At 68.2% G+C, this 23,539-nt stretch carries 17 protein-coding genes, 1 tRNA gene and 1 pseudogene; 4 read left to right on the top strand and 15 right to left on the bottom strand.

Annotated elements, in window-relative coordinates; genetic code table 11:
- Positions 1–95: 95 nt before the first annotated feature.
- The 9 genes from ACIQTO_RS02105 to ACIQTO_RS02065 all read right to left on the bottom strand — a co-directional run bounded on the left by ACIQTO_RS02105 (position 96) and on the right by ACIQTO_RS02065 (position 14,933).
- Positions 96–5,663, bottom strand: a complete 5,568-nt coding sequence (locus ACIQTO_RS02105) for a DEAD/DEAH box helicase (RefSeq protein WP_402381607.1) — start codon at positions 5,661–5,663, stop codon at positions 96–98.
- Positions 5,660–6,751 carry a hypothetical protein gene (locus ACIQTO_RS02100; RefSeq protein ID WP_402381604.1) on the bottom strand — a complete coding sequence of 364 codons (1,092 nt, stop codon included), beginning with the start codon at positions 6,749–6,751 and terminating at the stop codon, positions 5,660–5,662. Before ACIQTO_RS02100 ends, ACIQTO_RS02105 begins: the two co-directional genes overlap by 4 nt.
- Positions 6,748–9,504: a hypothetical protein gene (locus ACIQTO_RS02095; RefSeq protein WP_402381601.1), complete on the bottom strand. Its 2,757-nt coding sequence runs from the start codon at positions 9,502–9,504 to the stop codon at positions 6,748–6,750. The genes ACIQTO_RS02100 and ACIQTO_RS02095 overlap by 4 nt, the downstream gene beginning before the upstream one ends.
- Before the next feature lie 473 nt (positions 9,505–9,977).
- Positions 9,978–10,451 (bottom strand): NUDIX hydrolase, encoded by a 474-nt coding sequence (locus tag ACIQTO_RS02090; RefSeq protein WP_402381598.1) that lies wholly within the window; start codon positions 10,449–10,451, stop codon positions 9,978–9,980.
- 62 nt (positions 10,452–10,513) lie between these two features.
- Positions 10,514–11,650 (bottom strand): hypothetical protein, encoded by a 1,137-nt coding sequence (locus ACIQTO_RS02085; protein WP_402381595.1) that lies wholly within the window; start codon positions 11,648–11,650, stop codon positions 10,514–10,516.
- Between the two features lie 9 nt (positions 11,651–11,659).
- Positions 11,660–12,280, bottom strand: a complete 621-nt coding sequence (locus tag ACIQTO_RS02080; protein ID WP_402381592.1) for a histidine phosphatase family protein — start codon at positions 12,278–12,280, stop codon at positions 11,660–11,662.
- A 10-nt stretch (positions 12,281–12,290) separates the two neighbouring features.
- Positions 12,291–13,286, bottom strand: a complete 996-nt coding sequence (locus tag ACIQTO_RS02075; RefSeq protein WP_402381589.1) for a nucleotidyltransferase domain-containing protein — start codon at positions 13,284–13,286, stop codon at positions 12,291–12,293.
- A gap of 34 nt (positions 13,287–13,320) precedes the next feature.
- The gene (locus tag ACIQTO_RS02070; protein ID WP_402381586.1) at positions 13,321–14,223 is read right to left on the bottom strand and encodes a phosphotransferase; all 903 of its coding nucleotides are present in this window, start codon (positions 14,221–14,223) and stop codon (positions 13,321–13,323) included.
- Positions 14,220–14,933, bottom strand: coding sequence for an ATP-binding protein (locus ACIQTO_RS02065; RefSeq protein WP_402381583.1), 714 nt, complete (start codon positions 14,931–14,933; stop codon positions 14,220–14,222). The genes ACIQTO_RS02070 and ACIQTO_RS02065 overlap by 4 nt, the downstream gene beginning before the upstream one ends.
- Before the next feature lie 17 nt (positions 14,934–14,950).
- Here ACIQTO_RS02065 and ACIQTO_RS02060 point away from each other — a divergent pair, with 17 nt between their 5' ends.
- The 4 genes and pseudogenes from ACIQTO_RS02060 to ACIQTO_RS02045 all read left to right on the top strand — a co-directional run.
- Positions 14,951–15,097 (top strand): hypothetical protein, encoded by a 147-nt coding sequence (locus ACIQTO_RS02060; protein ID WP_329885683.1) that lies wholly within the window; start codon positions 14,951–14,953, stop codon positions 15,095–15,097.
- A 369-nt stretch (positions 15,098–15,466) separates the two neighbouring features.
- A complete protein-coding gene (locus ACIQTO_RS02055; RefSeq protein WP_402382715.1) occupies positions 15,467–16,741 on the top strand; it encodes a helix-turn-helix domain-containing protein in 1,275 nt (424 codons plus the stop codon).
- Positions 16,738–17,289: a flavoprotein gene (locus ACIQTO_RS02050; RefSeq protein WP_363365115.1), complete on the top strand. Its 552-nt coding sequence runs from the start codon at positions 16,738–16,740 to the stop codon at positions 17,287–17,289. The genes ACIQTO_RS02055 and ACIQTO_RS02050 overlap by 4 nt, the downstream gene beginning before the upstream one ends.
- A gap of 3 nt (positions 17,290–17,292) precedes the next feature.
- Positions 17,293–17,439, top strand: a pseudogene (locus tag ACIQTO_RS02045) (NUDIX hydrolase); the annotation flags it as partial.
- A gap of 14 nt (positions 17,440–17,453) precedes the next feature.
- Here the strand turns inward: ACIQTO_RS02045 and ACIQTO_RS02040 are convergent.
- From ACIQTO_RS02040 to ACIQTO_RS02015, 6 genes are all read right to left on the bottom strand, one after another.
- The gene (locus ACIQTO_RS02040) at positions 17,454–17,741 is read right to left on the bottom strand and encodes a hypothetical protein (RefSeq protein WP_402381579.1); all 288 of its coding nucleotides are present in this window, start codon (positions 17,739–17,741) and stop codon (positions 17,454–17,456) included.
- Positions 17,742–18,231: 490 nt separating this feature from the next.
- Positions 18,232–18,305 (bottom strand) — tRNA-Thr (locus tag ACIQTO_RS02035).
- An 81-nt stretch (positions 18,306–18,386) separates the two neighbouring features.
- Entirely contained in the window at positions 18,387–19,043 is a 657-nt protein-coding gene (leuE, locus tag ACIQTO_RS02030; RefSeq protein ID WP_402382712.1) for a leucine efflux protein LeuE, read from the bottom strand.
- 112 nt (positions 19,044–19,155) lie between these two features.
- On the bottom strand, positions 19,156–20,859 hold the full coding sequence (locus ACIQTO_RS02025; RefSeq protein ID WP_402381577.1) for an alpha/beta hydrolase: 1,704 nt from the start codon (positions 20,857–20,859) through the stop codon (positions 19,156–19,158).
- Positions 20,860–20,936: 77 nt separating this feature from the next.
- The gene (locus ACIQTO_RS02020) at positions 20,937–22,076 is read right to left on the bottom strand and encodes a hypothetical protein (protein ID WP_402381574.1); all 1,140 of its coding nucleotides are present in this window, start codon (positions 22,074–22,076) and stop codon (positions 20,937–20,939) included.
- 209 nt (positions 22,077–22,285) lie between these two features.
- Positions 22,286–23,497 (bottom strand): DNA polymerase III subunit delta', encoded by a 1,212-nt coding sequence (locus ACIQTO_RS02015; RefSeq protein ID WP_402382709.1) that lies wholly within the window; start codon positions 23,495–23,497, stop codon positions 22,286–22,288.
- Positions 23,498–23,539 lie beyond the last annotated feature (42 nt).

The following is a 23,539-nucleotide window of genomic DNA, read 5'->3' as shown; positions in this document are numbered from 1 at the left end:
TCGCTCTGACTGCCACTTCGACGCGAACCATGCTGTAGTCGCAGAAGGCCCGCCGCCGGATTGCGATGGGGCGGCGGGCCACTATCCGCTCTCGCCTAGCTCAGTGTCTGAAGCGCCTGATTGCTGGCGAACGGGAGGTTACGTGAGATGACCGTGTCGTCGATCAGATGGACCGGCACGCTGCCCGCCTCCTTCGCGCGGCGCAGTTCTTCGGTGGGTGCCACATCGGGGCTCAGCGGGTCATGCACGCCGAAGATCCACTGCTGGTTGCCGCGCTGGGCCAGAATCGGCGCGGTGATTGCTCCGACACCCTCGATTTCGATCTTGGCGCCACGCGTGAAGTGCGCGTCGCTCCCTCGACTACTGAGGTCCTCGTAGAGGGTGTCGGCCGACTGCTCGAGCCGTTCGTCGTTCAGGGTGGGTGCTGTCCCGTGGATCAGGTACCGCAGAAGGCTGGCGCCGACATGACGGTCGAGGAGGCTGTGCTCAAAGCGATTCCGAAAGCTGCGCAGACACCTGTAGCAGGACTGGTCGCAGTTCTCCGGGCAGTCCTCAAGAAGTTTCAGCGTATCCTCGAGGATCTCCACACCGTAGTCGTTGACCCTTCGAGCGAAGCCGGCTCCGCCCGCAAGCGTGTCGTAGAGGTAGATCTCGGCTTCCAGGCCTTCGTTACCTAGGGCAGTCAGCGCCGGCCGGTACTCCGCCTGCAACTCCGTGGCTTCAATGCCGAGCTTTAGGGTCGCCGCGATCGTGAGCGCCTCGGCAACTGAGCGCAGTGCGATGTGCGTCGAGAGATTCGCTGGCCTCAGCGTGATCGGCGAGTCGACCCTCAAGCGCACCAAGAGCACGTCGGAAATGAAGTCGGTGCCCAACACCATCCCCCGGGTTGAGCCGGTGCCGGGGCATTCTGGTGCCTTCAGGTCGGGGAAAGGCTTCTTGTGGGTAGCGAGCAGCCTTCCCGTGGCCATAGCGGTCGGTTCGATGAGGCCGCAGCGGGTGCAGTACGTGTATCCCTCGTTGCGGGGGCCGGTGTTGGTGACCAGCAGAGTCTCTCTGCGGTACGTCTGAGCCACGCGTTCAGTGACTCGCTTCCAGGCGGTCTCCTCCGTCGGCCCAGGTGCCATGAGCTTGGCGCGCGTCGCGTAGCTGCGCGCCGGGGCGTCGTCCGGGCTCGTTCCCGGATCCTGGTCTGCCGGGTGCGCGAACCCGGGCGGTCGCATCCAGGTCTTGGCCTTGCCGAACTTACCCTCGGCGCCGCAGGCCGGACAGTTGCGCTCCTTTCCGCGCTCTGCCTCATCGAATGGGAAGTGCTTGGCATAGTGGCAGTCCTGGCATTCGAAGTAGAGCAGCCGTTCCTGCCATGCCTGATAGCGCTCCTTCTGGACCGGTGAGTAGATGGCCCCAGAGGTCCATTCCTTGTTGTCGATCCACACCACCTTGCCCGGCGCATACTGGCTGAGCGCCACCGTGAGACCCTGACTGGCAGCATATTGGAACTGAGTGTTGAACCGCGTGGACGAGTTGACATCGAAGACGTGGAAGGCGACCACATCGGTCGGAAACGCGTAGCGCGGCAGGACGCCCTTGTACAGGAGACGGTCGAGCAGGTTCTTCTGGCTCCGTCGGGCGTTCGGCTCCTCCGCGTCGAGCTCTACCGGGGGTTCAACCTCCGCCTCAGAGCTCAGCAGCGGGTCTTCGACCGTATTCGCCTCTACGGGCGACCCGTCAAGGTCAAGCTCGAGAGCTCTGTCGATCTCGAAAAGCGTTCGCGTCACGATGGCTTGTAGGACTTCTGTACGGGCGTCTGCGCTCAGTTCGTCGGGAAGCCAGGCCGCGACCTCTTCGCGAAGCACGTTCTCATTGCTCTTCAGCCACTCTTCCAGGTCCGTTCGGTTGAGCGGGGATGTCGTCCCTGTGAATGAGGTGACCTGTCCCAGAACTTCGAAGAGCTGAGGCTGGTCCTCGGGCTGGATTGCTGGCAGTCGATCCTGGTGGTAACGCTGCAGCAGATAGGCGATGACATGGCGCCGCACGATTTCTTCGTTGTCCATGGTCAACACCGGATCATCGACCTTGCCGCGGATCATCAGGTCTGGCTGGCGGAAGTAGTGGTCGTCGTGCGTGTCAGCGCTGCCGAAGGCAAGCACTGTGGCGACCGCATTGCCACGGCGGCCGGCGCGGCCCGCTCGTTGCTGGTAGTTGGCACGAGACGGCGGCATGTTGCGGAGGGCCACACCGGTCAGGTTGCCGATGTCGATGCCGACCTCCATGGTGGTCGTGCAGGAAAGCACGTCAATGGCGGCGCGCGACTGCTCTCCCTGCGAGGACCGGCCGAGATCAACGTCCTGGAAGAGCAACTCGTGCTCCTCGGCCTTAGAGAAGACGGCGTCCGACTGCGCGGCGTTGAGCTGCGCCGTGTGCTCGGCGGCGATGATACTCATGGGAAGCTCAGGCGGGCTGTTGAGAGCCCGGACGGCACTGGCTCGGTAGTAGCCCTTCCGGGCCTGGAAGACCGGATCGGTATCGGGGTCCAGGGTGCGGACTCGATCGGCGCCACAACTGCCGCACTTGCAACTGCCAGGAAGTGGCCGCTGCGTGAAGCGACACCGCTCGCAGTAGCCCCACTGCCCACCGAGTTCCAAAGCCAAATTCGAGGCCAGCATGCGGTAGTTACCGCTACCTACCGATTCGCAGAAGGTTGTGAGCAGTGCGGGTAGCCACCCCTCTCTGAACTTCTTCCTTGCGGCGTTCGATCCGAGCAAGCGGTCGACGGACTTGAACCTTCCCGCGTGTGGCTGGACGCCGCCCTTCTGCTTCCACCAGTCCCCGTCAGTCATCGACGGGAACCAGATGCCAGGGCCACTCCAAGCGGCCAGCCACAACCGGACAAAAGCCAGCTTGGCTTCGGCACCCTCTGCGACGCCGCCGATGTCCGGCAACTTCGCGAGCAACTCGTCCGTGAGGTTCGCCCGCTCACGGATCGAGGCCAATCCAAGCGATGACAGCCCGTAGTACTTGTCCGTGAGCGTTGCATACATAGCGCGCAACAGCGACTGCGGCGGCAAGGCGGTGGTGAAGAGCGCACCCGTTTCAGCGAGGTTGCCTGTGAGCGCGCCCTTGTCGATTGCCCGTGCGACCGTGCCCATCACCTGGAGCGACTCTGTCGGGCGCAGTTCTGGACGCAGCCGCACTGACAGCACATGTGATCCGGCCATAACCGCCACATACAGCCTGTCCAGAGCGAGAATCGGCCCCAGAACTTGGTGATTAGCGAGCTCCCGCCACCCCCGCAGGATCACCGGCCGCATGACATCGCGCAACGAGTAGGTCTGCAGGTTGGGCGCAAGTCGCGCGGCAACCTGCCGGGAGTCGGAGAATGCGAGCACCTTGCGCCCGCGCAACGGGGCGAAGTCGCTGTACGGTTGCGCGCCAGGCGGTTGAACCTCGACTTGACGAGTCACCAACGCCTGGAAGGGCTGATCACCCTTCGTCTGGTGATCCTGTACCGATGATCGACCGAAGCCAGCGAGTCGCCCGCACACGCCGCAGGGCTTGAACTCTCCGTTCGCCTCACCCTCTTCGCCATCATCGTCACTTCCGACGGACTCTCCCCCACGGAGCCGAGGGATGAAGACGCTGCGCGTGCGTGGCCCAGGCTCCCCTGGTGGATTGAGTCGACCGGTGATGAGATCAAGGTCCGCGGGCTCCACGTTAGCCGCGTCATGCGACGGGGCCTCCAGCAGTAGATCGAGCGCTTGGAGTTCGGGGATGGAGCCAGTGGAGGAATAGAAATCCGCACCTGGCTCGTGCCAGAGATGGGATGGTTCAAGTACATCGTCCGTATAGGCTCGCGCATAAGCGGAGCCGCAGTGCCGGCAGGTGTACAACTCGAAGACACGGGCTCCGCATCCGCATGTGGCCTGCGGCTGGGCGTAGAGCTTGCCGACCGGACCAGGTTCCGAGCTCGCCTCCTGGTCGGCCTCTGAACATTCGGGGTCGAGACAGGCCCACAATCCTGCCAGCCCTCGGAAGAACGCGTGCACTCGGCACGGCAGCAGCCCGGCGTCATCCGTTGACCGGCGGGCGGCGCTTCCGAGCGCTACCAGCGTTGAGGCCGCTCTATCGGCAAGCTCCTTCTCCGCAGCGGGAAAGATGCTGGTACCCAGTTCATCGAGCGGATGAGCCCTTTGCATCGTCTGGTTGACGAGCAGATTCATCGGGGCGAAGTCGACAAGGGCCTGGTGGAGCAGTTGACCCGCACTGACTCCGGGCGCCTTCTCAGTGACCTCCCGGTAGTCCAGCAACCCGCGGACCGCGTCAATGCGGCCAGCGTCTGACTCCGCCTCGTAGAACGTGTGCATCGGTACGGCAGCGAGGGCCTCTGCGTCCTGGATGGTCCCGGTGATGGCGGGTTCCCGCGGGGCGAGTCGTCCTTCCACCGTCTTGAAGTCGTCTGGAGACTTGCCGCTCAACTGCGCGGCAAACAGGCGCGCGTACTCCGCGCTGGCAAAGCTCGCGCTTGTGCAGATCACCTGCAGCCGATCGGGCGTGATCCCAAGCCTTGCGCGGAGTCGCCGGAGCAGGAGGGCTACCTCGGCGCCAGCCGCTCCGCGGTAGAGGTGGGCCTCGTCTACAACCAGAAGGAACCTCTCGTCCGGGTTGTTCTCCAACCATGCCCGGGTCGCATCGAAGACCGGCCGCTCGAGCGGACGCATGAGCATGTACTCAAGCATCGAGTAGTTCGTGATGAGCACGTCTGGCGGCGTGTCCAGCACTTCATGGCGCGTCAGGAGCTCGGGGTCCTCATGCCGGAGGACCGCACGAATGAACTTGCCCTCCCTGTTCTTCCAGCGGGAGCCGCGTTCTCCGTACCAGGCTTTCAGGTCCGGTTTGGCCGGCCACTTTCCACGCGACTGCAACTTCTCAATGAGAGCGGTGGCTTCACTATGTCCTTGTGCCGAGGGGTTGGACGCCCGGTCAATGAGGTCGATGTAGAAGTCCTCAATCGACCGCAGCCGCTCTTGATCCTTCTCGACCCGCCGAACACCGGGGTACAGCGTGCGGCTCGTGTAGCGGGCGAAGCGTGCTGGACGTCCGGCCCACGCGGTGAACTGTGCGGTGACTCGCGGATCACCGAGCAGCAACCGAAGACGTCCCAGTTGATCGTTCACCAGCGCGTTCATCGGATAGAGGATCAGGGCGCGTACGGAGGGGGCTGCGAACGACTCAGGCTTGTGTGCGGCCTCCGTTGCGAGCTTCGCCAGCATCGGCTCGAGGAACGTCTCCGTCTTTCCAGAACCCGTGCCGGTCGTCACAGCCAGGCTGAGGCCGTCGCGAGCCGTCCACTCCAGGGCCTCTGCCTGGTGGGTGTACGGCGGGTCATAGAGGAGTGGCGGGTGACCACCGACGCGTGCACTCAGGGCACCAAGGAGTGTCTTGGCCGCTGCATCGAGTTCGAGATCGGCGAAGCCCCGGCCAGTCTGGTAGCGCGGGGTACTCTCGATGAATGGCGCGCGGAAGAGCACGCCCTCCCGGTTCAACAACTCGCGACGCTGCTCGATCACGGTGGGGTGCCCCACGTGGTACGTGGCCTCGATGTAGTCCCGAAGAGCCGCCTGAATGCTGGCGACCGTCTCTGCGATCGTAGGCGCTTCCGTGGTCACGCCACCCCTCCCTCATCGTTGACGTGCATCCACAGCATGTCAGTGAAGAACTCCGTAAGTTCACCGATCGCCCAGAGCGGCACGCGATAGGTGATCAGCGCATCCCTGGCCGGCGGGACAGGAACGGCCACGAGCTCCAGGTAACGCTGCGCCCACCCAGGCACGGGGCCGAAGAGATCGAGCGTGCGACTCCCTGGGGCTCCGCCGGCAGGCCGAATGCGCACAGCTTGCGGCTCTCCCCGTGTGGCGTCGATCGCCGCCTGAAGCCGCCACGCCTCGTCGCACGCTGAGCCCGCAGGATCGTCAGTCGGCAGATCGATGAGGGCTAGAGGCTGGCCGCTCTCCACGCGAACAAAAGACCACAAGTCAGCGCCATATGCCTGCGGTCGACGAGCAACGTAGTCTCCGCAGTCACCGTCGACTGGACGCCGCCACCGGGCCCGATAGTGAAGGATCGACGACTCAGGATCGAGGAGCTTCAGATCTCTCACGAGACCTGACTGTGCTGCCCTGTCCAGGCGTTGACGCATCCCGCCGACGACACTGGTGGCGCTGGCCACGCTCGGCTGCCTGCGCCAGTCGTGCATGCTGATCGCATGGAGTCCGGCGGCATGCAACCGAGCCGGACCCGTCGTGGCATCCAGTTCGATGGACCGGACATGGCCCTCGTGGCGCACGTCCCCGCCGACGGACTCGTCCAGGAGCGGGAGGCCGTCGGGCCGCACACCTAGCAGGAGGTAGCGCCCGGGGGCCTGCGTCACATACGAGGGCGGAGCAAGATAGAGCTTCCTGCGCCCGAGATCCATTCGGTTCGGGAGTTCGACCAGGTCGCCGATTGCCACCAGCAGATCCAATTGGGTCGCTAGCTGTCCACGAGTGGCCGCGGACGAGACATCGAGCGGACCCAGAACCTCCATCACCGCGTCAACGAGTTCACGCGGTGTCGTCGGGCACAAGAACGAAGCCGCTCGGCGAAGTGACGAGCAGATCGCCTCGGGTGCGCTCAGATCGATCAACGTCTCGTCCAAGCCAAGCATGTGGACGGCACGCCTGGCGACCTCATGGCAACTGAGCGCGGAAACACTCATCGACGACCCCCGGTAGCCGACTGGTCCGGTGCTTCCCGGAGGGCTTCAGTACCCAAGACCGCGAACCTTCCCGCCCGGATGAGCGCGGGGGAAATCAGCACACACTTCAGGAGCCGGATCCTTTCGGTCTCTGCCCAGTTCGCGACCGCCCCCGGGTTGCTCGCGAGCGCCAGAAGGAAGTCAGCTGCCGCATGAGGCTCACCCATGCCGCTGGACGTCGCCATGGCTTCAATGGCGTCAGAAAATCCGTCACTCAGCGCAGCCGGTGAATCCGTCCACTCCCAAAGATGACGAGCGATCTGCTTGGCTGCGGCGCGTTGTTTGAAACCCTCGCCTACGAGCTCCTCCATTTCATCGAGCAACTCGATCTGCCGGTGCGCACCTGCTGTCTTGCGCTTGCGCTCAAGGTTCGCCCACCGGTGCCCGGCAACGAGCGACACAAGCGACGTGGTGATCACCTCGAGGACTTGCTCCTGCTGGTGACGAGCAAACAGGTCAGCCGGAACATGGGCATCGAGCCACCGACGGTGGCCTTCGATGAGCCGCTGGACCTCATGGAGCCCGTCACCCGAAGATCGCACGGCTAGATGGGCGTGGCGCAGCAGGTTCGGCTCGGGCGGCAGGATGACCGCTGCTTCCAACTTGCCGGAGGTCGCTTGGAGAAGTCCGCCTGTAGCCGGCACAGTGATGGGCATACGAGGATCCTGCTCCTTGGCGACCAGCGGGTCCTCCACCGAGAACATGTGCACCTGAGTGTCGTCGCTGCCTGTTCGGTCTATCAGCCTCGCATCGTGTCGCCCGTTGTGCCGCTTGACGAGTACCCAGCGAAGCGGGTCGAAGCCGCGTTCGCAGACCAGGGATGCGAACCCAACTCCGTTGCGGGATACCGACACTTCACATGACTCGGCCTCTTCGAACGCGCTGAGCATCTTCTTCTTGCGCAAGACCTGTTCCGTTAGCTTCGCCCACGCTCCATCGCTGAAGGGCACAGAAATTCCGCAAAGCTGTCGTTCGAGATCCCTACCCCCCTCGTCGCGAAGAGTGATCGACAATTCGGCCCTTGTCTCCAGTGGACCGTCAATCGAGAGACTGGCCCTGCCATCCCACAGTTCAGTCATCTTTGGGCGCGCCGGTGTGGTGAAGAGCCGGATCGCAGTACCTTCCGTCGCCGCTTCGCGGCCGGTGTGCAGGTCACGGATCGTGATCGTCAGGGAGCCGCTAAAGAGGGGCCGATCCGTCTCCGGAGTGAGCAGGGCAACGTTCACATCGTGCTTACCCACTGCGAGGTTCTCGAGAGCAAAGAACAGCTCGGGTTGGCCCGCTGGGAACTCCAGAACGATGGGAAGGCCTCGGTTCACGGTCACGGCGCACTTGTCCGCGGCGTGCGCAGACTGGACGGCCAACATGGCCGGCTCCCCGGCGAGCCACTCGATGGCGCCGTCCCCATCCCAGGATCCTGGCACCAGTCCAACCGGTCGAATCGAGACGTCGGACGCCACTGCCAGCCCGAGAGATCCAAGTTGCTCGACGTCCGCCGCGCCAATCATCTCTGGCACCGCGAACTCGAAGGCGTGCACGCCTTCAACCGGGATCACGGTCGGCACGATCCAGGGCAAAGACGGAGGTCTGTTGCCCGCCCGTCCAACCAGGCAGTACTCGCTTCCGGGTCGAACGAACTTGCCCTTAACCTCCAGGGCTTCCCCGACAGACCGCTTCCTGAACAGCCACCACGGCCCGGTGTTGAGGGCGCAGTGCTCGGCGATCAGCCTGTTGACGGCCTCGGATCCGCGCTCCAGTTCGATGACTCGGGCGCCGGGTCGAGGCCAGGCGGACAGCAGCACCTTGTCGGGCCACAGCAGTCGACCTCGGGCCAGCGGGCGAGGGTGACCCTCGACCCTTGCGCGCAGACTCCGGAGCTCGTGCTCGACCTCTGCGTTGATTGCCTGCAGTGGCGTGAGATCAGGCAGTTCCACATACGGCTGCCAGCCACCATGTTGGTGGCGCAAGAGCAGCCTGGGGCTGACCACACCTGGGACGAGATTCCTGCGCTGTACGGACGTGGCGCCCGTGCCCGTCGGAAGGAAACCTCTCGAGCGGATCTGGTTAGCGGAGTGTCTGGCGCGCAAGAGCCAACTACGGGAGGCCTGTTCATTGCTCAAGTCAGAGACCAGACGAGCGAGTGTCGACCGCACCAGGTACGGGGACTCCTCCTCGTCGCCGGAGAGCAGCGCAACGGCGACCTGGCCGAGGAGGCTCTGGTTGGCGCAGAAGATGCGGAAGCGGTCGCTGTATCCCACCGTGCGCGCGGCCAGACAACCACCGAGTGCGTCAGGGTCAGCCAGCAGTTCCGCGTTCAACACTCCGCGCGACTCGAACAGAAGCTGGGCCATCTGCCGCTGAAGGTCCGCCGGCATCACGGCATGTGTGATCGGCCACGCAATGATGGTGAAGTTCGAAGCGAAGCCGCCTCTCGGCTCCGCGCCCCCGTAGTCGTCCGCAAATCGCCTGAACCACTGCCTGATGCGTTTCCGGTTGAGCGGAACGTTCCAGTGGGGTCCGCCTTCCCATCCCGGCGCCTTCTGCCCCCAAAGGGGCCAGAACTCGCCCCCGTCGTAGTCGTAGCCGATCTCAGCAGCGAACACGACGAAGGGCAACCACCAGGCGCGATACCGCGCGTCGAGTCCATCGGCGACAGCCCCACGCACTGCGGCCAGGAGAAGTTCGAGTTCCTCACCACCGAGGTCGTGCTCCAACGCAAATACGGGCGCTGGCGGATGCAAGGCCCGGCGACGCTCGTGGAGTATCCGAAAGTGGTGATCGAGTTGCAAGTGTAGATGTCTGAGCACCTCCACCGACCCGCCACGTGCCATCCCCTCCACGCTCGACACCACCTCCTCCCCCGCCACATACCGCTGAGTCACCGCCAGACAAGGGTAGTGACGCTCGGGCGATAGCTTGCCACCTAGCGTAGATCGTGAAGCTGCACTCCAGGGACGAACGGCCGAACTGGGATCATGCCGCCCCGCCAACTTAGACGGGGACCCCATGCGCTTCGCCTTACCATCCGATGTGATGCAGGAGCCCCTGGAGCCCTCTTCAGACTGACAACGAATCACTCCGGATCGCATCCATGCGCTGGGCTGGCAGGTAGTACCAGTCGCGGTCCCGGGCACGGATGCCGGTCTCGCTGACGCGCGTGAGGGTGCAGGGAGATTCCGCGCCTGGCTTAGCCGAGGTGTGGGCAGACGCCGGCGAGGTAATCGCCGATCTGCTGGCGCATGCTGGGGTGGATGTCGTACTGGTCGAGGTCGGTAGGCTGGATGAAGCGGACACCGTCGGCCTCGTCGTTGACCGTGGGCACGCCGACGACGGGGCAGCCGACGTACGTGTTCTCGTACTGCTGGCGGATCTCGCCGTCGGCATAGGCGACGATGTGGTTCGGGTTCGTGTACACGCCGAGGAAGCCGGTGATCTCGGCGACGATACCGGTCTCCTCCAGGAACTCGCGCACGGCGCCCGCGCCCTGGGCGGCGGTCTCGCCGATGTCCTGGGCCCCGCCAGGCAAGGCCCACTGGCCGGTATCGCGGCGTCGCTGGAGCAGGATGGCGCCCTGGGCGTCGACGACGAGCATGTTGCTGGCGGGGATGAGGGTGTTGGCCTTCGGCGCATTCGGGTCGTTGTAGTACTCGGTCCTTCCCATGGGCGGCGATCCCCCTCCAGACATATTCAAGCCGAGAGTAGTGGGCTCGCCGGACCTGCTTGTCAGATCTCCATAGCGACGACCGACACTGTCGCGCGGGCAGCCATCACGGTGGCCAGCGCCTGCTTGTCCGTGATCCATTCGGTGTCACCGGCGTAGACCGAGCGCTGTACGGCTTCGAGGACGGCTCCGTCGGCCGCAACGGGCTTGGCCAGGTGTGCTCGCATGTAGTGCTTGAAGAGCGCGGGCAGTTGGTCCCGGCCCGTGGCGGTCTTGATCTTCAGGGAGAGGAGCGGGAGGAACCACGCTTCGAAGTCATCCTTGATCGCCTGGGTGGCTCGGTACGCGTCGTGCAGCGGCTGCAGGCTTGCCGTGTGGTCATACGGGAGGTGACCGTGCAGGGCGTACTGAAGCCGGGTGCCGCCGTGTTCACGGAAGTGCTGGCCGTGGGCGGCGATGTGGTTGGCCGCGTTCTCGGTGATGGTCATGACGGCCGTGTCCGCCTCGTGCCGGCGCGCCGCGGCGAGGACGGTGGCGTGGATACCGACGCGTGGGTCGAGGACGAGGCCGCTGAGGCCGATGGGCGAGAGGTCGATGCCGTGGTCGCGGGTTCGGGAGAGGATCAGGCGCTGGGCAACGTTGGCAGCGGTGTGCTGGAGGTGCTTGGGCTGCTGGCGGTGGCTGGCGTGGATGTCCGAGCGGTCGAGGACGGGGCGGTCCTTCGCGAGTTCGGCGACGAGGTGGAGGCCGGTGCGCTCCCGGGTTTCGGTGCTGCCGCAGGCGTTGCAGGGGTGGTTGCCGGTGCCGGTCATGTGACCGCAGGCTCGGCAGGTCGGGACCGTCTCGCGGCTGATGGTGAGGGTGCCGGCGCGGAGGTTGTTCTCGATCATCTCCAGCGCCAGGCCGGCAACCTCGGCGTCGGTGTCGGTCATGATGCCGCCCACCGGGGACTGTCCGGGCGGGTACTTGTCGGCTATCAGGTCGGCCTCGAACCGCTGGCGGGGGATCTTCGGGCCGTCGGCCTGGCGGTGGCGGAGGTCTCCGGCGAGAGTGACTGTGTTCCAGAGGTGAGGTGCGGGCGGTAAGCCGAGGATGGCGTTGAGGGCGGCGGCAAGGCGGATGCCGACGGCCTTGCCGGGGCGGGAGGCGAAGGTGAAGGGGCCGTTCTGGACGGGCCCGTTGAGGAACAGGTGTCGCACGGGCTCCTCCTAGATCGGCGGGGTGATGGTTCCCGTCCGGGTGAACCGGTCGTCGTGCAGCTCGTAGTGGAGGATCGTGGCGTTGGGCATCTTGCCCTTCCGCTCCTCGGCGAGGATCTCGGGCAGTGTGCGGAGCTCGAGCAGGGATCGGAGCGCCACCGCGGCGGTCTGGTGGGTGAAGGCGACGACGGTGCGGGCTCCCTGAAGCTCGGCCTGGGCGATGGCGGCGAACTCGGCGGCCCGCTTGAGCACGCGGCGGTCCTCGGCGAGTGCGGGGTAACTGTCATAGAGCTCGCGCTTGGTCATGTAGGTGGCGTCGCCGTAGTGCTGCTCGTCCAGGAGCGCAGTCTGCCGGGGCCAACCATCTGGGAGGGTCGGCAGGGCGATCGCGGCGGTGTCGATCGCCCTGCGGTAGGTCAAGGTGTAGACGTGCAGGTCGGAGCTCGCGAGCTGCGGGAGGACCTCGGCGAGCCACTGGGCCTGCCGGAAGCCGCGCGGGGTCAGGCCGACGATGGTGCGGGAGATGGCATGGGCGGCGGCTCCGCTGTAGGGGCGGGGGTCCTGGTAGAAGCCGTTGTACTTGTCGGCGTTCTCGACGGACTCGGCGTGTCGGATGACGAGCAGGGGCAAGACGAGGCTCCTATCCGGCGAGGTTGGCGACGTAGGAGCCGCTGACGGTCCAAGGGGTGAGTTCGATGCCGAAGCCGCTGTGTTCGCCGTCCTGGGTGTGGACGAGCTTGCCGGACAGGTGCACGGTGTCGCCGGACCTGAAGGCGCCGGTGTAGGCGCCGAGGTACGAGCGCATGTGGGTGATCCGGCGGGCGAAGGAGTCAGCCTCGTCGATGGTCGAGCTGAGGATGGTCTTGACCTTGATCCCGTAGACGGCCGGGGTGGTGAGACCCTCGGCGTGGTCGGTGATCTTGGCGAGGAGCGAGATCTCGCCGATCTCCTTGGAGGAGATCCGAGCGAAGGTCTTGTCGCGGTCGGAGCGGATGGGTTCGCAGTTGATGTGCGCGCCAGCGTTGGCGGTGAGTCCTTGGAGCTTACGGCGTTCCTGCTTGATGAGGGCGTCGAATGAGCTGCCCTCCATGTACTTGGCCCGGCGGATGTACAGCCGGGTGAGGTCGTCTCCGTCGTACGGCCGGATCAGGTCGGTCTGCTGGAAGAGCTCCTGTGCGGCCTGGTAGCCCTCGGGGCCGTAGCAGACGAGGTCGATGTCGGAGCGCTCGTTGAAGCAGCCGACGAGGAAGGAGCCGGTGACGCCGATCAGGCCCTGGGCGTCGTTCGCGGTGATCCACTCGGTGATGGCCAGGAGGTCCTTGCCGGCCGGGTTGTCGGCGACCGCGCCGGGGTCCTCGTGGATGGCGGCGAGGGCCTGGCGGCAGGAGTAGTGGACGGCCACGTCCTCGCGTGGGATGCCGGTGATGACGCAGCCGAGGGTGTTGGAGTAGACGTAGCACTCCGGCCTGCCGGCGAGGATGCCGAAGGACTTCGACACGACGCTGTTCTGCCGGTAGGTCCGGTCGAAGAGCCGCCGGTCGCCCTTCTCGTCAGGGTGGTACTTGACGTAGCCGAGGTAGTGGCTGCCGGGGTGGCTGTCGCCGATGACCTTGAAGACGACTCCGTGGTGGTCCATCAGGTAGTCGCGGTCGCGAACGGTGGGAACCGGCCTACCGGTGTTCAGCGGTGAACCGTTCCAGAGTGGGGAAGGTGCCGGTGTCGATCGTGTTGGACGACTCATACTGATCAAGTCCCATCGTGAAGAGGGTGCGGCGGTACTGCCACTTGATGTGCTTGTCGTGCCGCGTGGGGTCGGTGGGCCGCATGAGGGCAAGGAAGAAGAAGCACTTGGCGAGCAGGAAGTCGCCCAGGTGCTCGCTCACCCGCTGCCCGATCAGGGATGCGGTGGTCTCGTCGAGTGCGCCGGTGTACGCGGCGCACTGTTCCGGGGTGATGCTGTAGCCCTTGCCGCCGCCCTTGAAGGCCACGATGTCGAGCGCGGGGTAGACGTCGTAGCCGAGCGGGACCGGTCCGTGGTGCTGCCAGTCGATGACGCCCGCCTGGAGGACGTTGGGCAGGCCGTAGTCGAGATGTCCGTGCACCATCGGGAGCTGGGCCAGCCGGTCGAGGGCATGCTTGACCGCTTCGTGGACGCGCGGGGTGTCGAGGTCCGGGTTCTCCTCGAAGACCTCTGCCGCGAAGGCCGCCTTCTCGAACCACGGCGTGGCGGGGAGGGGGTGCCTCGCCTGGGCCTGCAGGAGCCTCGATGCGACGGCCGCCGCCGTGCTGATCACCTGGTAGCTGACCTGACCGTCCTGCCCGGCGTCGGCCAATGCCTCCTCGTGCAACGAGGTGTCGCCGATGGCGCGCTCGATGACGAAGTACCGCCCGTCCTCCGAGCCGCTGTCGGTGATCTCCGGCACCGGGTAGCCCAGGCTTGCGGCCAGCTGCTGGAACTCGGTCTCCGCCCGCAGGTCCTCGCCGCCGGTCCGCTTGTAGAGCAGACCATCGGCGGACCTCCACACCGCGCCTTGGGTGGCGGTTCTGTCCTTCACGAACTCCCAGTTGCTCATCCATCCATCCTTCCGTGGCGCCGAGTTGGCGTGGAGCAGATACGGCTGGGTCGGGCAGTTCGCTTGGGGTTGGGCCGGCCGCCCTCGGGGGAAAGGGCGACCGGCCCCGTCACCACCCGGCCGGTGTGCCTGTATCGGTACGGGCGGAGTCGTTGGGCACGCGGCGAGCGGTGCTGCGAGAACCACCTGTACGCGCGACCGCTTGGCCAGGCTGGCGCGTGGGGACGGGGCCTGGGACGGTCGGTGCGGACGAGGCTGGCGATGAGTGCCGCCCTGCGGGTCAAGCGAGGGTGCTCGGGTACCGCGGCAGCGGGCACGGCCAGTTCGGCCCAGACCTTCTTGCCATGGGTCGTCGGCTCCGCGCCCCAGGTCTCCGACAGGCCCTCGATCAGCAACATGCCTCGACCGGTGGTCAGTTCGTCGTTGCCGAAGTTGGCGGCCTCGGTGGGCATCCGGCGCGACGGGTCGTAGACCTCGATCACCACACGGTCGCCGGCCGGGGAGAGGTAGATGCCGACCAGCAGTCTTCCTGGCGCGTGAATGACCGCGTTGGCGAGCAGTTCGTCGGCGACCAGCGCGATGTCGCCCAGCGAGGTCGGGTCGATCCCCCACGAGCGGGCGACTCGGACGACGGCTTCCCGGGCCGGCGGGACGTGGTCGCGCTTGGTGCCGATGAACGAGATACGCCGAGCGTGAGTGGAGGCGATCACTGATCACCGTCGCAGGCTTGGACCGCGTCGACAACGCTGTTGCACGGCCAGGGGCCGCAGCCGTCGCTGCACCGGCCGTCCTCGAACTGGTGGCGGCCGAGGACCTCTCGGGCGTGGGTGCTGGCGGTGGCGAGGCGCGCGCGACGCTCAGCGGCGTGATCTGAGGGGCTCGCGGTTGCGTTCGACGCCCGGCCGTCTTCCGAAGCGAGAGGAACGGCCACCGCGTCCGCGTCCCGCTGATGCGTGGTAGCGCCTCTCTGGGCATCCGAGCGGAGGGTCATCGGCGCTTCTCCTTAGCCACTGGGTAGAGCCGCGCATGCGAGAGACCGCAGATGGGCCTCGGTCATGCGGGAGCGGGGAACCGCAAGCTGCGAGATGGTCGAGCTGCTGACGACCAGACAACTCCATCTCGATGCACCACGGTTAGGGCAACGGCTCCGCGTGCATGATCCATGCAGATCGTGCATGACGGGTTGTCCTGGTGCGGCTACGCTCGGCTCGCCAGGGCAGGATCAGCATTGGCAGGAGAAGCCATGTCGCGGACGGCCACAGGACACTCCGCTGCGGGTGGGATCGGAGAGGTGATCCGCCGCGCGCGAGTGTTGAGCGGCCGGTCGCAGGCGGACGTGGCCACCGAACTGGGCTACCACCAGTCGAAGATCAGCCGGTTGGAGAGCGGCAAGGGGACGCAGGACATCGACGTCCTGCGCGCTGTCGCAGCCGTGCTCGACATCCCACTGGAAAGCCTCGGCCTGTCCTCCCATACCAGTGCGGACAGCAGGACGGACGACATGCACCGTCGCAACTTCCTGGCCGCGAGCGTCGCCGCGCTCGCGACCCCGACGCCCCGTCCCCGCGTGGGGACAGAGCTGGTCCAGGCGCTGCTGCCTGGACCTGTTCCAGCCGATCACGCGCCACAACCCCAGGCCGCACTCGCGGCCCGGCTCTCCCAGGCTCGGAGGCTGTTCTACACCTGCCGGTACGCCGAACTCGAAGGCGCTCTGCCCTCGCTGATCGCCGACCTTCGCCAGGCCCAGGATGCCTCCCGCGGCGACGATCAAGTCCTGTCCGGCCTCCTCGCCACGGCGTACCAGACCGCGGTCAGCCTGCTGCTCAAGCTCGGCGACCACGGCAACGCCTGGCTGGCGGTCGGCCGTGCCATGGCCGAGGCCGAACGGAGCGCCGACCCCGTCGTGATGGCCTCCAGCGTCCGCGTCCAGGCGCACGTCCTCGCGCGCGACCGGCACACCGCGCCCGCCGTCACCCTCATCCGGCACACCGCCGACCAGCTCTCCGGCAGCTACGACCGGCGCCCACCCGAGTACCTCGCCGCGCTGGGGCTCATGCTCCTTCGCGGGGTGACGGCCGCAAGCGCCGGCGGCGACCGCGCCACGACCGCTGAGTTCCTCGCCGAGGCCCAGGAGGTCGCGCGCTACGTCGACCTCGACAGCCCCGAAGCGTGGGCGAACTTTAGTCCGACCAACGTCGCACTTCACTCGGTGAGCGCCTCGGTCGTCCTGGGCGACGCCGGAGCGGCGCTGGACGCCGCCCAGCCGCTGATGCGCAGGCGCATCCCGGTCCCCGAGCGCCGAGCGGCACTGTGGGTTGAGGCTGCACGGGCCTACAGCCAGCAGGGCAGACTGGCCGAGGGATACAAAGCGCTCAGGATCGCGGAGAGCTGTGCCTCGGAGGACATCCGCCGACGGCCCAGCGTGCTGGAGCTGGCCGGTGACATGGCCGCTCGCGACCGGCGCGGCGCCGTCCCGGAGCTTCGCCGTTTCTGCCAGGAGTTGGGAGTCCAGGTTTGACCGAGCACCGCGAGCCGTTCCTCTACGTCGTCGTCTGCGCGTCGGGCATCGCCGACGGAGTGGGCGAACTGATCACCGCTGCCCATTCCGAGGGCTGGGGAGTCGGCGTGATCGCGACCCCGAGCGGGCTCGGATTCATAGACCAGGAAGCCATTGAAGCCCAAACCGGCTACCCGATCCGCTCCGCCTGGCGCACCCCCAGCATCCCCCAACCGCTGCCCCCGGCAGACGCCATCGCGGTCGCCCCGGCCACCTTCAACACCATCAACAAGTGGGCCGCCGGCATCTCCGACACCCTCGCCCTCGGCATCCTCTGCGAGGCGTACGGCCTCGGTATCCCCGTGGCCGTCCAGCCCTACGTCAACTCCGCCCAGGCTGCCCACCCCGCGTACGGGGAGAGCCTGGCCCGGCTCCGGTCGATGGGCGTCCTGATCGGTGACTACGTCCCCCACAAGCCCAAGGCCGGCGGGGGTCGCGACAAGTACAACTGGACCCACGTCCTCGACCTTCTCCGCCCCGCGGCGGCCTCAGCGACGGAGAGGGATTAGCCGATGCACCCGGCTTCAGACGGACGGCCAGGTATCGCTGCCGCGATCGTGATCCGAGAGAGTCGGGTGCTGATGGTCCGGCGCCGAGTCAGCGAGGGCCAGCTCTCCTGGCAGTTCCCGGCAGGCAAGATCGAGCCCAGCGAGACGCGCCGAGTCCTCAGCTCTTAGAAGAGGTCGGGGCGAACCTGCGAGAAGTAGTACGGCCGCTGGGCGATGAAGCCCACCGCATCCATGCCGGTCAGACGGTCAGTGCTGGTCTCGGAGTAGCGGGTGTTCTCCTTCCCGTCGAAGAACTTCCCGCTAGTGGTCTTGGCGACCTCGATGGTGTCACCGGAGACCCTCATCGCAACCTGATGGGTCTGGTTTCCGTAGCCGTCATATGGCTGATAGGTGTGGCTGACGCCGTCGAACTCGCCCGCCTCGAGCGCTTCAAGAACTCGGTTTGCATCCATGATCAGCGCCTCCAGGTTGGCCGAAGAGTGGGAGACGTCTCGACCACGAGGGTGGTCGGGCCTTCTCTGGGACCCCACGTTGAGAGGTGAGGACTCCACCCTAGAACCAGCTCGTCGACTCCACGTGTGCTTTCAGCGGGTTCGCTCCCAACTGGCCCCATCCCTCAAAGCCGCTCCCCCAGAAGCTCCTCGGGGGCGGCCTCGTCGAAGTGGACCTGCTCGACCACCTGCTCGTCCTGGTCACGCTCCCCTGCCCCACCGCTCCGCAGCCCACCAGCCCCTCACCGAGCAGACGATCAACTTCGCAACGGCAGCGAACCAACAGCGACCACGGACACGCCTGTCACCTCAAGAGAAGCGCCCCCATCAACACCCGCGCTCACGCATCGCTCACGCAAGCGATCTTGTAGCGCGGCGCTGACGCCTGCCCATGTGCCAAGGAATGGCAAAAGCCCCAGGTCACGGCGAGTGAGTCCTGGGGCTTCTACAGAGCCGCCTTCGGGATTCGAACCCGAGACCTACGCATTACGAGTGCGTTGCTCTGGCCAACTGAGCTAAGGCGGCACCGTTGCCGCACGTGGTGGCAACGCGCGCCAGTCTACACAGGTTCGCGGGTGATCCGTAACGGGCTTCCGGAGCCGGGGCTCAGGCCGAGGAGACGGCCAGCTTGGCGGCGAAGCCGGCGAAGAGGACGGCGACGCCGCTGGTGAGACCGGCGGAGAGCCGCTTGCGGCGGCGGAAGGCGGTGGCGAGGGTGGTGCCCGCGAAGATCAGCATGGAGAGGTAGAGCAGGCTGAAGGTCTGCAGGATGCCGCCGAGCAGGGCGAAGGAGAGGGCCGGCTGTCCGTAGGAGGGGTCCACGAACTGGGTGAAGAAGGAGAGCAGGAAGAGGATCGCCTTCGGGTTCAGCAGACTGATCACCAGGGCCCGGCGGAACGGACGCTCGGTGGACTCCGGAGCGGCCTCGACGGTGTCGGGGGCGGCCGCAGCGGCGCGGTGCTCGCGCCAGAGCCCGCGGGCGGCGCGGAGCATGCCGACGCCGATCCAGAGCAGGTAGGCGGCGCCACCGAACTTCACCACGGCGAAGACCGCCGGGTTGGCCTTCAGCAGCGAGGCGGCGCCCAGCGAGGTGAGGCTGATCAGGGTGAAGTCGCCGACGAAGACGCCGGCGGCGGCGGTGTAGCCGGTCCGGACGCCCTTGCGGGCGGCGACGGACAGCACGTACAGGGAGTTGGGGCCGGGGAGGAGGATGATCACGAGGGCGCCGAGTATGTACGTCGCCAGGTCGTTGACTCCGAGCACGGTGGGCTCCGGTGAGGTGGTGGCAGGGGTGGCGGGGCGCTCATCGTAACGTCGCACCGGTCGACAGTTGAAGCCGAAATCACCCGCGCCCCGCCACCCTCGTGCCCGCGCCCTACCCACCGCAGCGCTTCTCCTGCTCCGGCGCCGCACCGCCCAGCAGGTAGCCGTTGACCGCCCCGTCGACGCAGGCGTCGTGCCGGCCGTACGCGGTGTGACCGTCACCGTCGAAGGTCAGCAGCCGGCCGGACTCCAGCTGCCCGGCCAGGGACCGCGCCCACCCGTACGGGGTGGCCGGGTCGCGGGTGGTGCCGATGACCACGATCGGCGCGGCGCCGGCGGCCCGGACGGTGTGCGCCGCACCGGTGGCCGGGACCGGCCAGTAGGTGCAGGTCAGCGCCATCCAGGCCATGTCGCGCCCGAAGCGCGGCGAGGTCCGCTCGAAGTCCGGCACCGCGCGCTGGACATCCGCCGGGCCGGCGAACGGTGCGGGCAGGTCCAGGCAGTTCACCGCCATGTTGGCGAACATCAGGTTGGGGTACGAGCCGTCCGAGCCGCGTTCGTAGTACGAGTCCGACAGCTTGAGCAGGCCGGTGCCGTCGCCGGCCTTGGCGTCGGCGAGCGCGGTGCGCAGTCGGGGCCAGAGGAAGTCCGCGTACATGGCCTGGATGACGCCGGTGGTCGCCTGGGACTCGGTGAGCCGGCGGGCGCCGTCGGCGGTGGTCAGCGGCTTGGCGTCGATGGCCGCGAACAGGGCGGTGAGCTGGTCGCCGATCTGCTGCCCGGTGCGGCCGAGCGGGCAGTCCTCGCGCTTGGCACAGTCCTCGGCAAAGGCGGCCCAGGCGGTTTCGAAGCCGCCGGCCTGGGTGCGGTTGCCGCTGAGCGCGTCGAGCGACGGGTCCATCGCGCCGTCCAGCACCATCCGGCCGGTCCGGCCGGGGAAGAGCCCCGCGTAGGTGGCGCCGAGGAAGGTGCCGTAGGACTTGCCCACGTAGTTGAGCCGTTCGTCGCCGAGCAGCGCCCGCAGGATGTCCATGTCGCGGGCCGCCTCGACGGTGCTGAGGTGGGCCAGGCGGTCACCGGCCCGCTGCCGGCAGCCTTCGGCGAACTCCCGGTCGGCGGCCGCCAGGGCGTCGATCTCGGCCTGGTCGTCGGGGGTGATGTCGACGGCGGTGTACGCGTCCATCCGGTCACCGCTCAGGCAGGTCACCGGGCTGCTCCGCCCGACCCCGCGCGGGTCCAGCCCGACCAGGTCGTACCGGTCGCGCACGGCACTGTCGTACGTCTTGGCGACGGCCTCCACGTACTCGATCGCCGAGCCGCCGGGTCCGCCCGGGTTGAGCAGCAGCGAACCGAGCCGGGCGCCCCCCGCCCCGCCCGCCCCGCCCGAACCGGTCGGGACGGCAACCGCGCGGACCGCCGCGAGCATGAGGTCGCCACCGCCCGGGTGGTCGTAGTCCAGCGGCGCCGTGAAGGTGGTGCACTCGAAGCCGTCGTCGCACGGCTGCCAGGCGAGCCGCTGCCCGTAGTACGGCGCCAGCGCGGCGGGGACGGCGGCCGGGAGCGGCTCCAGCGGCGTGGCACCGGGCCGGGAGGCGGCCGCCGACGCGGAGCCGCCCGAGGCGGGACCGCCCCACACGAGGGTCCCGGACGAGGCCCCGGACGAGGGCCCGGCGGAGGACGGGGCCCCGGGCCCGCTGGTGTCCGAGGAGGCCGCCCCGGGGGTGGACGAGGAGGAGCCGCACCCGCCGATCAGCAACCCGGTGACGGCCAGCGCGGCCGCCACCGCCCGCCCGCGCACGCCCCGCGCCGCCCTCATCCGGTCCCCTTCGGGTGCGGGGGCACCGCCGCCGATGCCCCGGGTACCGCGAAGCGTAGCCCTCGCCGACACCCTGATCAGGACGCCTTGGCCAGCGTCTCGGCCAGGTACTGGGCCGCCTGCCGGACCAACCGCAGCCGCTCCCGGTCGGCCGTGTAGTCCTGCACGTTCTCGGAGATCCGGACGTCGGCGCGGGCCGCCGCGCCGGTGCCGCCACGCAGCGCGGCCTGCAGCTTGCGGGCCGCGTCGAGCCCCGCGGCGTCGGCCTTGGCGGCGGCCAGCAGCAGCTTCGGGGCGACGTTGGCGGGGGCCTCGGCCCCCGTCCGGGTCAGCGCGACGGTGTCGTACCGGCCGGAGACCGCCGCGGCCGCCCCGTACAGGTCGGGGCGGGCCAGACCGGCGGCCGCCGCGCACGGCGCGCCGCCCTCGACGCCGAGCGCGCCCCAGGAGGCCGGGCCGGGCGGCAGGGTGCGGAAGGTGGCCGCGATGGTGGTGCGCAGCGCGGCGTCGTCGGCGACGGCCAGCGGGGCGGCGGCGACCAGGTCGCACGGGTGCGCCGTGCCGTTCGGCGCCTCGGGGGCGACCAGGATGAACGGGCGGGCCTTGCCGGTCTGGGCGGCGGAGCCGAGGCCCTCGAAGATGTCCGGGACTTCGGTGTCGGCGGTCTTGCGCGGGGTGGCCGCGTGCATCACGACCACCGGGAAGCGGGCGTTCGGCTCCTTGGCGTACTGGGCGGGCAGCCAGACCCGGACGTTGCGCGGGTGCCCGTCCGGGCCGGGGACGGCGGACTGCAGCAGCTCGCCGCCGCCCGGGTGACCGACGCTGTCGAACCGGCTGGGCGCGGCGACCGGAGCCGGCTCCGGAGCGGGCGCGACGGCCGGAGCGGCCGGCGCGGGCGCCTCGACGGCAGGCGGCGCGGCCTGCCGCACCCCGCCCTCGATCGCGGTGTCGGCGGCGAGTTCCGCGGGGTCGGACCGCGACGCCGACCCGCCGAAGCCGCCGAACGTGCCCAGGGCGGTCAGCAGGGTCAGCGCCGTCACACAGACGCCGCAGACCATCGCGCCGGCCGCCCGCAGCAGCATCGGGCGCTGATCTCCGGTCAGTTCGTAGGTCTCGGCGGCGCGCAGGTCACGCCAGCGCAGCAGGGCGCCGCGGGCGAGCCAGATGCCGCCTGCGGCGGCGGCCAGCAGGGGAACGACCAGGAGCGAATGGACCATGGGACGCACCGCCTCGGGAGGAGGGCCGGACGACCGGTGGGGGCCGGTGCCGGACGGGACGCGACGGCCCCGGCGTCGGGGCGCAGTCGGCCCCAGCGTGCAAGACGACCCGACGGTCACACGCAGGTGTGCCCGGCGCGTACCGCTCGTTCACTCGAAGGTGGGACACCCGGGTAGCGCGGGAAGCCCTACCGGCGACGGGCCCCCGCTCAGCCGGCCCGCAGCGCGACGGTCATCGCCTCGACGGCGAGCAGCGGGTCGACGTTGCGGTCCAGCGCCTGTCGGCAGGCGAGCACCGCCTCGATCCGCCGCAGCGTCCCCTCCGGCGGACCGGCCTGGGCGACCCGGTTCAGTGCCTGCCGCTGGTCCTCGTTGGAGAGCGCCCCGCCGGCGCCCAGCTGGAGGGCGAGGACGTCCCGGTAGAAGCCGAGCAGGTCGAGCAGGGCGACGCCGAGCGTCTCCCGGCGGGTCCGCGTGGCGCGGCTCTTCTGCCGCTTCTCCAGTTCCTTGACCGCCCCGGCCATGCCGCGCGGGGCCTTGCTGCCCTCGGCCGCGCCGTACGCGGCCTTGAGGTCGTCGGTCTCCTTGGCGTCCTGGGTCTCGGCGAGCGCCTCGGCATCGGCCTTCGCCGTGTCGACCAGCCGCTGGGCGGCGGCCAGGCAGCCGCCGATGTCGGCGACCTCCAGCGGGATCCGCAGCACCTCCGTCCGCCTGGTCCGGGCCTGGTCGTCGACGGCCAGGCGGCGGGAGCGCTCGATGTCCCCCTGCCCGGCGAGCGCGGCCAGCCGGGCCGTCCCGGGGTCGACCCCGTCGCGGTTCACCAGCATGTCGGCGACGGCCTCGGCGGCGGGCTGGCGCAGCACCAGCAGGCGGCAGCGCGAGCGGATGGTGGGCAGCACGTCCTGCACGGAGGGGGCGCAGAGCAGCCAGACGGTGCGCGGGGAGGGCTCTTCCACGCCCTTGAGCAGGGCGTTGGCGGCGGCCTCGGTGAGCCGGTGGGCGGCGTCGACCAGGATCACCGACCAGCGGCCGCCGGTCGGGTAGCTGGACGCCCGCAGCACGAGGGCGCGCATGTCGCCGACACCGATCGACAGACCGTCGGTACGCACGTACTTCACGTCCGCGTGGCTGCCCGCCAGCACGGTGTGGCAGCCGTCGCAGAAGCCGCAGCCGGGCGTGCCGCCGAGCGCGAGGTCCGGGCTGGTGCACTGGAGGGCCGCGGCGAAGGCGCGGGCGGCGGTGATCTGACCGGCCCCGGGCGGGCCGGTGAAGAGCCAGGCGTGCGTCATCAGCGAGGCGTTGCCGCCCGGCACCGTCGCGGCCCCGCGACCGGCGGCGGCCGTCGCCCCGGCCGCCCGGGCCGCGGCGGTCAGCTGCTCGACCACCCGCTCCTGGCCCACCAGGTCGTCCCAGACGGCCACTGCTGCTCCCAAGCTCGGTACGGACTGCGCCGGCTCCCGTTC

It is taken from the genome of Kitasatospora sp. NPDC091207 (genome assembly GCF_044768625.1).
In the GTDB taxonomy this organism is placed as follows: Bacteria; Actinomycetota; Actinomycetes; order Streptomycetales; family Streptomycetaceae; genus Kitasatospora.
The sequence above is the reverse complement of the archived record's forward strand: the minus strand, read 5'-3'. Positions and strand labels throughout refer to the sequence as shown.

Coding starts and splice junctions, on each gene's coding strand:
- ACIQTO_RS02100 (WP_402381604.1), bottom strand. CDS start 6,751: ATGAGTGTTTCCGCGCTCAGTTGCCATGAGGTCGCCAGGCGTGCCGTC.
- ACIQTO_RS02090 (WP_402381598.1), bottom strand. CDS start 10,451: ATGGGAAGGACCGAGTACTACAACGACCCGAATGCGCCGAAGGCCAAC.
- ACIQTO_RS02075 (WP_402381589.1), bottom strand. CDS start 13,286: ATGGACCACCACGGAGTCGTCTTCAAGGTCATCGGCGACAGCCACCCC.
- ACIQTO_RS02070 (WP_402381586.1), bottom strand. CDS start 14,223: ATGAGCAACTGGGAGTTCGTGAAGGACAGAACCGCCACCCAAGGCGCG.
- ACIQTO_RS02055 (WP_402382715.1), top strand. CDS start 15,467: ATGTCGCGGACGGCCACAGGACACTCCGCTGCGGGTGGGATCGGAGAG.
- ACIQTO_RS02040 (WP_402381579.1), bottom strand. CDS start 17,741: ATGGATGCAAACCGAGTTCTTGAAGCGCTCGAGGCGGGCGAGTTCGAC.
- ACIQTO_RS02025 (WP_402381577.1), bottom strand. CDS start 20,859: ATGAGGGCGGCGCGGGGCGTGCGCGGGCGGGCGGTGGCGGCCGCGCTG.
- ACIQTO_RS02020 (WP_402381574.1), bottom strand. CDS start 22,076: ATGGTCCATTCGCTCCTGGTCGTTCCCCTGCTGGCCGCCGCCGCAGGC.